13 protein-coding genes and 1 pseudogene are annotated in these 12,934 nt (G+C 69.1%); 7 read left to right on the top strand and 7 right to left on the bottom strand.

Features of this window, described 5'->3' with window-relative positions:
• Positions 1-30 precede the first annotated feature (30 nt).
• Both AC5Y6X_RS01185 and gnd read left to right on the top strand, forming a co-directional pair.
• The gene (locus AC5Y6X_RS01185; RefSeq protein ID WP_499985159.1) at positions 31-1,440 is read left to right on the top strand and encodes a glucose-6-phosphate dehydrogenase; all 1,410 of its coding nucleotides are present in this window, start codon (positions 31-33) and stop codon (positions 1,438-1,440) included.
• A gap of 13 nt (positions 1,441-1,453) precedes the next feature.
• Positions 1,454-2,476 carry a phosphogluconate dehydrogenase (NAD(+)-dependent, decarboxylating) gene (gene gnd, locus AC5Y6X_RS01180; RefSeq protein WP_499983711.1) on the top strand — a complete coding sequence of 341 codons (1,023 nt, stop codon included), beginning with the start codon at positions 1,454-1,456 and terminating at the stop codon, positions 2,474-2,476.
• On the opposite strand, the gene AC5Y6X_RS01175 is transcribed toward gnd, so the two are convergent.
• Positions 2,473-3,330 (bottom strand): alpha/beta fold hydrolase, encoded by an 858-nt coding sequence (locus tag AC5Y6X_RS01175; protein WP_499983707.1) that lies wholly within the window; start codon positions 3,328-3,330, stop codon positions 2,473-2,475. The genes gnd and AC5Y6X_RS01175 overlap by 4 nt on opposite strands.
• 137 nt (positions 3,331-3,467) lie before the next feature.
• Between AC5Y6X_RS01175 and AC5Y6X_RS01170 the strand changes: the two genes are divergently transcribed.
• The 3 genes from AC5Y6X_RS01170 (at position 3,468) to AC5Y6X_RS01160 (ending at position 6,195) form a co-directional block, all read left to right on the top strand.
• Positions 3,468-3,944 carry a VOC family protein gene (locus AC5Y6X_RS01170; RefSeq protein WP_499983704.1) on the top strand — a complete coding sequence of 159 codons (477 nt, stop codon included), beginning with the start codon at positions 3,468-3,470 and terminating at the stop codon, positions 3,942-3,944.
• A gap of 94 nt (positions 3,945-4,038) precedes the next feature.
• Complete coding sequence (locus tag AC5Y6X_RS01165) at positions 4,039-4,944, top strand: alpha/beta fold hydrolase (RefSeq protein ID WP_499983702.1); 906 nt, start codon at positions 4,039-4,041, stop codon at positions 4,942-4,944.
• On the top strand, positions 4,945-6,195 hold the full coding sequence (locus tag AC5Y6X_RS01160) for a WS/DGAT domain-containing protein (protein WP_499983700.1): 1,251 nt from the start codon (positions 4,945-4,947) through the stop codon (positions 6,193-6,195).
• Positions 6,196-6,211: 16 nt separating this feature from the next.
• Here the strand turns inward: AC5Y6X_RS01160 and AC5Y6X_RS01155 are convergent, their stop codons facing one another.
• The 4 genes and pseudogenes from AC5Y6X_RS01155 to AC5Y6X_RS01140 all read right to left on the bottom strand — a co-directional run.
• The gene (locus AC5Y6X_RS01155; RefSeq protein WP_499983698.1) at positions 6,212-6,781 is read right to left on the bottom strand and encodes a MarR family transcriptional regulator; all 570 of its coding nucleotides are present in this window, start codon (positions 6,779-6,781) and stop codon (positions 6,212-6,214) included.
• Positions 6,778-8,349: a pyruvate, phosphate dikinase gene (locus tag AC5Y6X_RS01150; RefSeq protein WP_499983696.1), complete on the bottom strand. Its 1,572-nt coding sequence runs from the start codon at positions 8,347-8,349 to the stop codon at positions 6,778-6,780. The genes AC5Y6X_RS01155 and AC5Y6X_RS01150 overlap by 4 nt, the downstream gene beginning before the upstream one ends.
• Before the next feature lie 64 nt (positions 8,350-8,413).
• A complete protein-coding gene (locus AC5Y6X_RS01145; protein ID WP_499983694.1) occupies positions 8,414-8,746 on the bottom strand; it encodes an NADPH-dependent F420 reductase in 333 nt (110 codons plus the stop codon).
• A 33-nt stretch (positions 8,747-8,779) separates the two neighbouring features.
• Positions 8,780-9,016, bottom strand: a pseudogene (locus AC5Y6X_RS01140) (NAD(P)-binding domain-containing protein); the annotation flags it as partial.
• A gap of 79 nt (positions 9,017-9,095) precedes the next feature.
• Here AC5Y6X_RS01140 and AC5Y6X_RS01135 point away from each other — a divergent pair.
• Positions 9,096-9,605, top strand: a complete 510-nt coding sequence (locus AC5Y6X_RS01135) for a DoxX family protein (RefSeq protein ID WP_324674947.1) — start codon at positions 9,096-9,098, stop codon at positions 9,603-9,605.
• A 17-nt stretch (positions 9,606-9,622) separates the two neighbouring features.
• On the opposite strand, the gene AC5Y6X_RS01130 is transcribed toward AC5Y6X_RS01135, so the two are convergent.
• Complete coding sequence (locus AC5Y6X_RS01130) at positions 9,623-10,999, bottom strand: flavin monoamine oxidase family protein (protein ID WP_499983689.1); 1,377 nt, start codon at positions 10,997-10,999, stop codon at positions 9,623-9,625.
• A 125-nt stretch (positions 11,000-11,124) separates the two neighbouring features.
• Between AC5Y6X_RS01130 and prpD the strand changes: the two genes are divergently transcribed.
• Positions 11,125-12,618 carry a 2-methylcitrate dehydratase PrpD gene (prpD, locus tag AC5Y6X_RS01125; protein ID WP_499983685.1) on the top strand — a complete coding sequence of 498 codons (1,494 nt, stop codon included), beginning with the start codon at positions 11,125-11,127 and terminating at the stop codon, positions 12,616-12,618.
• Between the two features lie 88 nt (positions 12,619-12,706).
• Here prpD and AC5Y6X_RS01120 read toward each other — a convergent pair whose 3' ends face one another.
• Entirely contained in the window at positions 12,707-12,928 is a 222-nt protein-coding gene (locus tag AC5Y6X_RS01120; RefSeq protein WP_499983680.1) for a hypothetical protein, read from the bottom strand.
• Between the last annotated feature and the right edge of the window lie 6 nt (positions 12,929-12,934).

Raw genomic sequence — 12,934 nt, 5'->3', positions numbered from 1 at the left:
GCCGATTGGGTGACTTCTGGGAGGTTCGGTTTGGCCGACGACGGTGGTGGTTCGTCAAATCTGCTGGTGATCTTCGGAATTACCGGCGATCTGGCCCGCAAGATGACGTTCCGGGCGTTGTACCGGCTCGAGTCCCGCAAGCTGCTGGATTGCCCGGTCCTGGGTGTTGCCAGCGACGACATCTCGGTCGAGGAGTTGGTCAAGCGGGCGCGGGATGCAATCAAAGCGTCCGGCGAGAAGCTCGAGGACGCCGTGTTCGAGCGGCTGGCGGGGCGGCTGTCCTACCTGCACGGCGACGTGACCGATCCCGGGCTCTACAAGCAGCTTGCCAAACGGATCGGCTCGGGCTGTCGTCCGCTGTACTACCTGGAGATGCCACCGGATCTGTTCGCGCCGATCGTCGAAAACCTCGCGCAGGCCGACTTATTGGAGTGCGCGCGCGTCGCGGTGGAAAAGCCGTTCGGTCACGACCTGGCGTCCGCGCGCGACCTGAACACAAGGCTGCGCGCGGTGCTCGACGAGGACCAAATCCTGCGCGTGGACCACTTTTTGGGCAAACAACCCGTCGAGGAACTGCAATACCTGCGCTTCGCCAACAACGGTCTCGCCAAGGTGTGGGACCGCGACAGCATCTCCGAAATCCACATCACCATGGCCGAGGACTTCGGCGTCGAGGAGCGCGGCAAGTTCTACGACGCGGTGGGCGCGGTGCGCGACGTCGTGCAAAACCACCTGCTGCAGGTGCTCGCGCTGGTGGCGATGGAGCCCCCCGTCGGCCCGGGCGCCGACGACCTGAACGACAAGAAGGCGGAGGTGTTCCGGGCGATGCCGGCGCTGGACCCCGAGCGTTGCGTGCGGGGCCAGTACCGCGGCTATACCGACGTCCCCGGGGTGGCCAAGGATTCGCAGACCGAGACGTACATCGCGCTGCGGACCGAGATCGACAACTGGCGCTGGGCCGGCGTGCCGATCTTCCTGCGCGCGGGCAAGGCGCTGCCGGTGAAGGTCACCGAGGTCCGGATGTTCCTCCATCACGTTCCCGGGTTTTCCTTTCTGCCCAACCGCCGGCCGCCCGAGCCGAATCAGATCGTGCTGCGCATCGACCCCGACCCGGGGATGCGCCTGCAGTTGTCCGCGCAGGTCGGCAACTCGTGGCACGACGTCCACCTCGACTCGTCGTTCGCCGAGGACCTCGGGGAGGCCGTGCGGCCCTACGAGCGGCTCCTGTACGCCGCATTCATCGGCGATCGCCAGCTGTTCGCCCGCGAGGACGCCATCGAGGAGACGTGGCGGATCGTGCAGCCGCTGCTGGACAAGCCGGGCCGGATCCACCACTACGACCCCGGCAGCTGGGGACCCGAGGCCGCGCAGTCACTGCTGCACGGTCACCGCAGGTGGCAGGAACCGTGGCTACCCGGCAGCAGGCAGGCAAGCGACTAAGGAGACGAAAGCGATGCAGCTAGGCATGATCGGACTGGGCCGGATGGGCGCCAACATCGTGCGCCGCGTGGCCAAGGACGGACACGAATGCGTGGTGTACGACCACAACCCCGACGCCGTCAAGGCGATGGCCGGCGAGGAACGCACGACGGGGGTGACGTCGCTGTCCGAGCTGCGCGACAAGCTCGACGCGCCACGGGTCGTCTGGGTGATGGTGCCCGCCGGCACCATCACCACGTCGGTGATCGAGGAGCTGGCCAGGACGCTCGAGTCCGGGGACATCGTGATCGACGGCGGGAACTCCTACTACCGCGACGACATCCGCCACTCGAACACCTTGTCGCAGAACGGTATTCGGCTACTGGACTGCGGCACCAGCGGCGGGGTGTGGGGCCGGGAACGCGGCTACTGCCTGATGATCGGCGGTGACACGGACGCGTTCGAACACGCCGAACCGATCTTCGCCAGCGTCGCGCCCGGCGTCGACGCGGCGCCGCGCACGCCCGGCCGCGACGGCGAGGTCACCCAATCGGAGCGGGGTTACCTGCATTGCGGGCCGTCCGGCGCGGGGCACTTCGTCAAGATGGTGCACAACGGCATCGAGTACGGAATGATGGCGTCGCTCGCCGAGGGGCTGAACATTCTGCGCAACGCCGACGTCGGCAAGCACGTGCAGGAGGGCGACGCGGAAACCGCGCCGCTGTCGAATCCCGAGTTCTACCAGTACGACTTCGACATCCCGGACGTCGCCGAGGTGTGGCGGCGCGGCAGCGTCATCGGCTCCTGGCTGCTTGACCTCACCGCCATCGCGCTGCACGAGTCGCCCGAGTTGAAGGAGTTCTCCGGGCGGGTCTCGGACTCGGGGGAGGGCCGGTGGACCTCCATCGCGGCGATCGACGAGGGCGTTCCCACGCCGGTGCTGACCACCGCGCTGCAGTCCCGCTTCGCCTCGCGTTCACTCGACGACTTCGCGAACAAGGCGCTGTCGGCGATGCGCAAGCAATTCGGCGGGCACGCCGAAAAGCCGGCGAACTAGCTGCGCTCGACGAACGCCACCACGGCCTGGCTGAAGGCGTCGTTGTCGTCGCCGGCCGCGGTGTGCCCGGCGTTGGACAGCTCGACGAACTCCGCGCGCGGCACCTGGGTCAGGAAATGCTGGACGCCCTCGGGGCTGACGACGTCGGAGAGCTTGCCGCGGATCAACAGGACCGGGATCGTCAGGCTCGTCGCGGCCTGCTCGAACTTCTCGGTGCGCAATTCGGGGTCGTCGCCGGGCTTGGTCATGAACGCCGGATCCCAGTGCCAATACCAGCGCCCGTCGCGCAGGCGCAGGTTCTTCTTCAGCCCCTCCGGGCTGCGCGGCTTCTCCCGGTAGGGCAGGTAGGCGGCGACGGCGTCGGCCGCCTGCTCCAGCGAGTCGAACCCGTCCAGGCCGCTGAACATGAAGTCGCGGATGCGGGCGCTGCCGCCCTTCTCGAATCGCGGCACCACGTCGACGAGCACCAGTTGCGTCACCCGCTCGGGGCCGGCCCGGTGGGCGACGAGGATGCCGGTCAGCCCGCCCATGCTGGCCCCGATTAGCACGACGGGGCGGCCGATCGCGTCCAGGACCTGCATGACGTCGTCGGTCAGCGTCTCGACGTCGTAGTCGGCGTTGGGCGCGCGATCGCTGTCGCCGTGGCCCCGGGAGTCCAGCGCCACGACGTGAAAGCCGTCGTCGGCGAGGATCTGTCCGGTGTTCTTCCAGGAAAACCTGTTCTGGCCGCCGCCGTGCAGCATCAGGATGGTGGGGCGGTCGGTCGACCCACGGTTCCACTCGTCGGCGACCAGCGTGATGCCGCCGGCACCGGAAAACTCGACCGTCTGGGGGCTGCTGCTCACGGCGCTCATCCGCGTCCTCTCGGTAGGTCGCCCCCTGACGTTACCTAGGTTGTCTATTCACCCTCGAGCTGGCCCGGCCGGCGGTGAGTTTTTGCCGTCGGCGGGGTCAATCAACCGAGACCCCGATCCAACCCTTAGGAGGCGGCATGCCATCGATCACGCCCTCGCTGTGGTTCGACCACAACCTCGAGGAAGCGGCCAGGTTTTACACCTCCGTGTTCCCCAACTCGCACATCGAGGGCTTCAACCGAACCACCGATGCCGGGCCCGGCGAGCCGGGCACGGTGCTGTCGGGCAGCTTTGTGCTGGACGGCACCCGATTCATCGGGATCAACGGCGGGCCGCACTTCCGGTTCAGCGAGGCGGTGTCGTTCACGGTCCACTGCAAGGACCAGGACGAGGTCGACTATTACTGGGACCGGCTGACCGACGGTGGCGAGGAATCCCAGTGCGGCTGGCTGAGGGACCGCTTCGGCCTGAGTTGGCAGATCGTCCCGGATCGGCTCTACGAGTTGATCGGTGATCCCGATCGCGCTCGCGCGGCGGCGGCCACCCAGGCGATGTATGGCATGCGCAAGATCGTCATCGCGGAGCTGGATAGGGCGGCGGAGCTCATCCGGTAGGCCGCCCGATCATCCACCCGTCGTCGGGTCGGTCCCGTCTTGGCTCCGCACGAGTTAGGTTGGTCCGTGCGGACGCGCCGAACGGGGAGTGATGATGGGTGAGCCACGCTGGATCGACGTGCCGGGCCCCGGTGCGGAGCTCAAGGCGCTGACTTGGGGTCCGCGCGACGCCCCGATCGCGTTGTGCCTGCACGGCTTCCCCGACACCGCCTACGGGTGGCGCAAGATGGCTCCCCGGTTGGCCGAGGCCGGCTGGCGGGTCGTCGCGCCGTTCATGCGCGGCTATGCCCCGTCGGCGATCCCGGCCGACGGCAGCTTTCATGTGGGCGCGCTGATGGACGATGCCCTGCGCGTCCGAGCGGCCGCCGGCGGCACCGACCGGGACGTGGTGATCGGTCACGACTGGGGCGCGATGGCGGCCACGGGCCTGGCCGCGATGCCGGACAGCCCGTTCGTCAAGGCGGTGATCATGTCGGTGCCGGTCTCCGCGGCGTTCCGCCCGCTGGGCCGGGTGACCGAGCGCGGGCGGCTGGCCCGGCTCATACCGCATCAGCTGCTACGCAGCTGGTACATCTTCTACTTCCAATTGCCTTGGCTGCCCGAACGTTCCGCTTCCTGGGTGCTGCCGCTGCTGTGGCGGCGATGGTCGCCCGGCTATCACGCGCACGAGGATCTGCGCCACGTCGACGCCGCGATCGGGGCGCCGGAGAGCTGGCGGGCGGCGCTGGGGCCGTACCGGGCCACGCTGCGAGGCACCCGCGTTCCGGAGCGATACGCCGAGCTGAACCGGCTCTGGACCGAGCCACCCATCCTGCCGAGCTTGTATCTGCACGGTCGCGACGACGGTTGCATGACGTCGGCTTTCACGCACTGGACGGAAAAGGCGCTGCCCGCCGGCAGCGAGGCGGCCATCGTCGACCATGCCGGCCACTTCCTGCAGCTCGAACAGCCCGACAAGGTCGCCGACCTGGTGCTTGCGTTTATCGGCTCGCCCGGCTGAATGTCGGCGCAGCGCATGGCGGCCGTCGACGCACAGTTCTACTGGATGTCGGCCAAACTGCCGAACGACCAGTTCCTGCTCTACGCATTCGACGGCGCGCCAACGGATCTCGGGCATGCCGTCGAGCAGGTCCGCCGTCGGGCCGGCGCCTGCGCGGAGTTGCGGATCAGGGTCGACGACGGGATCCGGTTGACGTATCCGCGGTGGGTCCCTGCGGCCGTCGCGCCGGAGCAGGTGGTCTGTCACGACCTGCTCGACCGGGATTGGCGCGGCTGCCTCGCGGCCGTCGTGGCGCTCGCCGACGATCAGCTCGACGCGCGCCGGATGCCGTGGCGGCTGCACGTGTTCGCGCCGGTGCGTGGCATTCCGGGTGCCGGCGGCCCGGGCTCCGTCGCCGTCCTGCAGGTCGCGCACGCGTTGGGGGACGGCGCTCGCGCCTCGGCGATGGCGGCCTGGCTGTTCGGCCGGGGGGCGCCGGTGCCCGAGGTGCGGCCGCCGCGGCCGGGCTTCTTGCCGTGGCGGGCGGTCGACGCGGCCCGCGCCCATCGCCGGCTGGTCCGCGATACCCGCGCGGGGGTGGTGGCGCGGGGGCCCGGGCCGCGCCCGCCGCTGTCCACCAATGCGCGCCCCGAAGGCGCCCGCTCGGTGCGCACGCTGGTGCGGCGCCGCTCGCAACTGCCCGGGCCCACGGTGACGGTCGGGGTGCTGTCGGCGGTGTCCACGGCGCTGTCCGCGTTGCTGGGCGACACCGACTCGCTGGGGGCGGAGGTGCCGATGGCGAAACCCGGTGTGCCACTGGCACATAACCATTTCGGAAACGTCGTCGTCGGGCTGTACCCGGGCCTCGGTCGCGATGCCCGGATGCGGCGGATCGCCGCCGACCTGGCCGACGGGCGTCGTCGCTTCGAGCACCCGGCGATGCGCTCCGCGGATCGGGCGTTCGCCGCGGTGCCCGCCGCGCTGCTGCGCTGGGGCATCTCCCAATTCGACGCCGACGCGCGGCCGGCGCAGGTCGCCGGCAACACCGTGGTGTCCAGCGTCAATCGCGGGCCCGCCGACCTGAGTTTCGGGGGTGCACCGGTGCTGCTGACGGCCGGATATCCGGCGCTGTCTCCGGCGATGAGCCTGACGCACGGGGTGCATGGCATCGGCGACACCGTCGCGGTCAGCGTGCACGCGGCGGAGTCGGCGTTCCAACGTGAAGGTGCCGACATCGACGCTTATGTGGAGCTTCTCGACGCCGCGCTGTAGCGGCCTATTTGGGTGCCTATTGGGCGTCGCCGGACCTGGCCGCTTCCTCGCGGGTCAGGCCCATGGCGCCGATCAGCTCCTCGTGCAGTTCGAACCACACGGTGTGGTACGAGTCGATCAGTGGCCTGGTCAGCCACGCCGTGTCGCCGGCCCGGAATTTGTCCAGTGCCACACGCAATTTCGACGCATAGGCGGTCAGCCGCGGTAGCTGGGCGGCGGCCGCGTCGATGATCGGGACCACCCGGGCATGCAGGTCGTCGAGGCGGGCGAGCACCGGGCCGCCCTTGAGCTGCCAGTCCGTGACCAGGGCCTTGAAATCGGCGTTCACGGAGCGGAAGTCGTGGTAGGCGGCCGCCATCCCTGCCGCGTCGATGCCCGCGCGCTCCGCGGCGAGCAGGCTCTCCAGCCGGGCCCGGCCGTCGGGGCTGATCTTCAGCGTGGTGCCATCGACGAGTAGGCCCGACGCGGTCAGCCGCTCGACGGTGGCGGTGACGGCTTCGAGGTCTTCGCCCAACGTCGCCGCCAGTTCGGCGGGCGTTACCCGGCCCTTGAGCCGGACCGCTTGTAGCACAGCCAGTTCCGTCACGGGCCGGCCTTCCCCGTCAGCCGCAGTGCGGTCAGCATGACGATAAGCGGGGCCGCCGACACCACGTCGGTGTGCCCGCCGTCCAGGGCCGCGCGCACCGCGGCCTCGGAGGTGTCGTCAAGCCTCGGGTGGTCGCCGGTGGTGTGGGCGCGCAGCGGGCTGATCCGCCGCGCGATGTCGGCGAGCTCGCGCAGCTCGGGTGTGTCGGTCTCCGACCAGGCGGACACGGTCAGATCCCCGTCGCGCACTTCGCCCTCGTAGCCGTCGACGGTGATCCGCAGGCCGGCCAGCGACGCGGCCACTCCGCGGCCGCAGCCCACCACCGCCACCCGGCCGAGTTCGCGGCTGACCACCGCCGCATGGCTGGCGGCCCCGCCCACCTCGGTGACGATGCCCTGCGCGGCCAGCATGCCGCGGACGTCTTCGGGCCTGGTGTGGTCGCGCACCAGGATGACTGGCTCGCCCCGGTCCGCGGCGTCCAGCGCCGCGTCCACGTCGGTGTACGCGGTGCCCGATACCACGCCGGGACAGGCTGGCAGGCCCTTCGCCAGAAGTGGTGCGGCCAAACGTGTTTCGGGCTGCAGCGCCGGAAGCAGCAGGGCCGCCACGTGTGCCGGTGTCACCCGGCGCAGGGTCTCGGCGTCGTCGATGAGACTTTCGTGCCGCAGTTGCAGCGCCAGGCGCACCGCCGCCTGCGCCGAGCGCTCGGCCGCCCGCGTCTGCAGCAGCCACAACGTGCCGTCCTCGACGGTGAACTCGATCTCTTGCATGTCGGACCCGAGCCGCTCCAGGCGGCGGGCGGCGTTTGTCAGCTCGTCGTAGACGCCGGGTTGCTCGTCGCGCAGGGCGGTGATCGGCTCCACGTCGACGAGCCCGGATACCACGTCGTCGCCCTGGCCGCCGGGTAGCCATTCGCCGTACGGCTCGTCGGCGCCGGTGATCGGGTTGCGCGAAAAGAGTGCTCCCGCACCGGAATTGGGGCCCTGATTACCGAACACCATGGCCTGCACCACCACGGCGGTGCCACCCCGGTCGTCGATGCGGTGGTGGGCGCGATAGGCGAGGGCGCGCGACGAATTCCACGAGGCGAACACGGCTTCGATGCCCGCCCGCAGCTGCGCGTACGCGTCGGCGGGCACGTCGTCGCCCACGACGCGTCGATACATGTCGGTGAACCTGCGCCGGGTGTCGCGAGCGAACGCGGCCCCCGACGCGGCCAGCGCCCGTTCGACGGCGTCGTTCATGCCCAGGTTCAGGATGGTGTCCATCATGCCGGGCATGGAGTGCGCGGCTCCCGACCGCACGCTCACCAACAGCGGACGCGGGCCGCGCCCGAATGTGCGCGAGGTGGCCGCCTCCAGCCGGCCGATCGCGTCGAGCACGTCGTCCCATATCGCGTCGATCGTCGCCGTGGGGTCGGCGAGGTACCGAAGGCCCACCTCGGTGGTGATGCAGAACGCGGGTGGCACCGGCAAGTGCTGTCGGCGCATCACGTTGATGCCGTGGCCCTTGTTGCCCAGCAGCTCGCGTGGGAGATTCGCCTCGCCATCGAGCAAGACGACCGCCACGGTGCACCCCCTCGTCATGCGGCTCGGCCTGATGGGACCTTCCCGGCGGGCCTCGACGAGTATGTCAGGACGGTCCGCGCAGCAGCCCGAAGCCAAAGCTCGGGCCGAATCCGCGCCGCAGCGCCAGGTGGATCCACAGCAGCCCGTACGGCTCGAGCAGCCGCGCCAGCTTCAGTTCGCCGACGTCGATTGTCTCGAAGCCGAGCTCGGCGACCAGCCCGGCGGTCACCGACCTGGCTTGCTCATCGTCACCGCAGACAAACATCACCGGTGTGCCCGCCAATTGCGGCGCGTCCATCAGCGCGGCGCCGATCTGGTTCATCGCCTTGCAGACCCGGGCGCTGGGGGCCCACTTCGCCACCTCCTCTCCGCCGGAGGTGGTCAGCCCGACCTCCAAGCCCGCGAGGTCGGGGGTCAGCGGATTGGTGCAATCGATGAGGACTTTGCCCGCCAGGTCGCCACAGCTCCGCAGGGCCGACTGCGTGCCCTGCCATGGGGTGCACAGGACGACGACATCGGCGGCCGACGCGGCGGACTCGTTCGTCTGGACGCCGTCGAGCGCGGCGTATTTGGGGTCTTCGGGGTGTCGGACACCGAATGTGACCTGGTGGCCGCGATTGCGCCAGGCGGTGCCCAGCGTGCTGCCGACATTGCCGGCCCCGATGATCGCGATCTTGATGTCGGGCTCCTTCCGCGGGTGAGCGCTACTCGCGAGCGCGCGGATTCAATGATCTAGGTTTGCACCTATGAATGTGTATGACGTCGGGTTACTGATCCTGCGGCTGGTGCTGGGACTGACACTCGCCGCGCACGGCTTCAACAAGTTCTTCGGCGGGGGCCGGATACCGGGCACCGCCCGGTGGTTCGAGAGTATCGGCATGAAGCCCGGTAAGTTTCACGCCGCGGTGGCCGCCACCACGGAGGTGTCCGCCGGGCTGGGTCTGGCCGCCGGGCTGCTCACGCCGATCCCGGCCGCGGGCTTCGTGTCGTTGATGCTGGTCGCGGCCTGGACCGTGCATCGTCCCAACGGCTTCTTCATCGTCAAGGAAGGCTGGGAGTACAACCTGGTGCTCGCGGTCAGCGCCGTCGCGGTGGCCACGCTGGGCGCCGGCAGGCTCAGCTTGGACTGGCTGATCTTCGGCAAGAACTGGCTCGACGGGTGGCCGGGCCTGGTGCTGTCGGTGGGGCTCGGCCTCGCCGGGGCCATCGGCCAGTTGCTGATCTTCTACCGGCCGCCGGCCAAGCAAGCCGGGTAGGTTCCGCGAGTTCGCCGTCAGGTCGTCGAGGCGACGGCCGCGGTCTCGGTCGCCATCACCTCGGCCGCGGCGCGTTCGCCGGAGCGGATCGCGCCGTCGATCCAGCCGCACATGACGGCCGAACTCTCCGTCCCGGCCCAGTGCACGCGGCCGCAGGGCTGCCGCAGCGTGTAGCCGAACTCGGTGAGCACGCCGGTTGGGGCGTGGCTGATCATGCCGCCACCGGAATAGCGCTCGGTCGTCCAGTTCTGCTCGTGGAATTCCAGCGGCGCTTTGGCTTTGCTGCCGAACCGGTCGACGAGTTCGCCGATGACTATCGCCTTGCGCTCGGCCTCGTCGAGCTTGGTCAGCCGACGCGCGGCGGGCCCCTCGGTGATGACGCACATGATCCCGGGGTCGCCCGTGTCCGTGCACGCATCGATGGTCAGTGAGGCCGGGGTTCCCGGTGCGGCCGACTGACCGGACAGCCCATCGGCGCGCCAGAACGGCTCGTCGTAGATGGCCGAGATCTTGATGACCGCGCCGCTTGGCATCCGCTGATGCAGCAGCGCCCGATCCACCGGCAGCATCGGCTCGTAGACGATCGAGCTGGCGACCGCCAACGGTATCGCCACGATGGCCCGCCGAGCCCGCACCGTCAGGCCGTCCGCGGCGACGGTGACCCCGTCGTCGTCCTGGCTGATCTGCCGGACCGGCCGGGAAAGGTGCAGCGCGTCGCCCAGTGCGGCCACCATCGGGCGGTGCAAGGCGGCCATCCCACCCACCGGCCGGGCATCCTGGGCGCCGCCCTTGACTGAAATGACGAACGTCGCACCCCCGCCGGAGGACCCCATCTGCGTCAGCGCCCACAGCAGCGACGTCTCCGACCCCGCCGAGGTGTAGGTGCCGGCCAGCGCCATGTCCAGCATCTCGCGGGCTTGCTTGGACATGGTGTTGTTCGCGATCCATTCACCAACGGTGATGCGGTCCCACTCGGCGGCGTGCTTTGCCTCCCACGGCGCTTCGAGCGGGATCGATTTGCACATCTTGTCGAACGAGAGCAAACCGATGCCAAGGTTGGTGACGGCCCAGGGACTCATCGTCCACGGGATGGTGCCGCCATAGCGGTGCTTCTTGCCGCCGACGATCATCATCGCGTCACCGTCGAGGTGCTGTTTGTATTCCGGCACACCGAATTCGCTCATCAACGCGTAGATCCGGTCCTGGCCCGGCCCGATCCACGCGCCGCCGCGATCGATCCACGTCCCGTCGGGACGGGTCACGGTGAACGTGCGGCCGCCGACCCGATCCCGCGCCTCCAGCAAGGCCACCGAACGGCCCGCCTGTTTCAACCGCAGGGCCGCGGTCAACCCTGCGAATCCGGCACCGACCACGCAATAATCGACCTCGGCCACGACTGGCTCCTCACCTAGCCCGCCCCAGCAGCAAACTACACCGATCACGTGTGCGGCAGGAGCGCGTTAGATGATTTTCCGGGCGGTCAAACCGGCGCCGGCGTCCTAGTGTGCGAATTGTGTTGATGCATACGGTGCGGACCCGGCGCAGCTCCGACGAATTCCCACGCGCTGAACACCTGGCCGCCAAGATTGCCGAAGTCGCCGCCGATCCGGTGGCCGTCGAACCGGAAACCGCGGAGATGGTGGCGAACCGGATCATCGACAACGCCGCCGTCAGCGCCGCGGCCGTGTTGCGCCGCCCGGTCACGGTGGCCCGCCGGCAGGCGCTGGCTCATTCCACGCGACAGGGCGCTACGGTCTTCGGCGTCGACGGCACCTATTCGGCGGAATGGGCGGCCTGGGCCAACGGCGTCGCGGTGCGCGAACTCGATTTCCACGACACCTTTTTGGCCGCCGAATACTCACACCCGGGTGACAACATCCCTCCGCTTGTCGCCGTCGGGCAGCAGCTTGGTGTGTCGGGCGCCGACCTGATCCGTGGTGTGGCCACCGCATACGAGATCCAAATCGACCTGGCGCGCGGAATATGCTTGCACGAGCACAAGATTGACCACGTGGCGCATCTCGGTCCCTCGGCCGCCGCGGGGATCGGGACCATGCTGCGGTTGGACACCGACACCATCTACGAGGCGGTCGGACAGGCGCTGCACCTCACCACCAGCACTCGCCAATCCCGCAAGGGGTCGATCTCGAGCTGGAAGGCGTTCGCGCCGGCGCACGCCGGAAAGATCGCCGTCGAGGCGGTCGACCGGGCGATGCGCGGCGAGCGGTCGCCGGCGCCGATCTGGGAGGGTGAGGACGCCGTGATCGCCCGGCTACTTGGCGGACCCGACCGCGAATACCACGTGCCGTTGCCCGGTCCCGGCGAACCCAAGCGCGCCATCTTGGACAGCTACACCAAGGAGCACTCCGCGGAGTACCAGAGTCAGGCGCCAATCGATTTGGCCCGGCGGCTGCGGCGGCGCATCGGCGACCTCGACCAGATCGCGGCGATCGTGCTGCACACCAGCAACCACACCCACGTGGTGATCGGGACGGGATCGGGGGATCCGCAGAAGTTCGACCCCGACGCGTCACGGGAGACGCTGGATCATTCGCTGCCCTACATCTTCGCCGTCGCGCTGCAGGATGGCTCCTGGCATCACGAACGGTCCTACGCTGCGGAACGGGCCCACCGGCGCGACACCGTTGAGTTGTGGCGCAAGATCTCCACCGTCGAAGATAAGGAGTGGACACGTCGCTACCACTCGACGGATCCGGCCGAGCAGGCGTTCGGAGCGCGTGCGGAGGTGACGCTGAAGAGCGGCGAGGTGATCTCCGACGAACTGGCCGTCGCCGATGCCCATCCGTTGGGCGCGCGACCTTTTCGACGCCCGCAGTATGTGCAGAAGTTCTCCGAACTCGCCGACGGCATCGTGGAACCCGCCGAGCAGCGCCGGTTCCTATCCGCCGTGGAATCCCTGGGCGACCTGGATGTCGTGGACGCGCTGAACGTGGTGGTCGACCCGCGGGTGCTGAATCGCGCGCCCGTCATTCCGCCGGGGATCTTTCGCTGACTGAAATCGCTTGCGCGCCCAGCGTGAAGCTGTTGCGAAATTCCGGGCGGAAATTCGCAACAGCTTCACATTCGGCGGCGGGCCCTTCTCAGGCGGGGCCGCCGTACTGCCACACCAGGCTGTGGTCGCCGGTCATGGTCGGGTTGCACCACATCATCCGGCCGTTGGCGTCTTTGGCGGTCGCGTGCAATACCGTGCAGCCGTCGCCGGGCGCGGGCGGGTCGGCGCGAGCGGTGCCGGCCCCCAAGGTGACGGCGATCGCTGAGACGGCCGCAACCGTTGCCACGATGGCGAATCGAAGTTTGCTCATGATGGA

This window comes from Mycobacterium sp. NGS26, assembly GCF_059813025.1.
The sequence above is the reverse complement of the archived record's forward strand: the minus strand, read 5'-3'. Positions and strand labels throughout refer to the sequence as shown.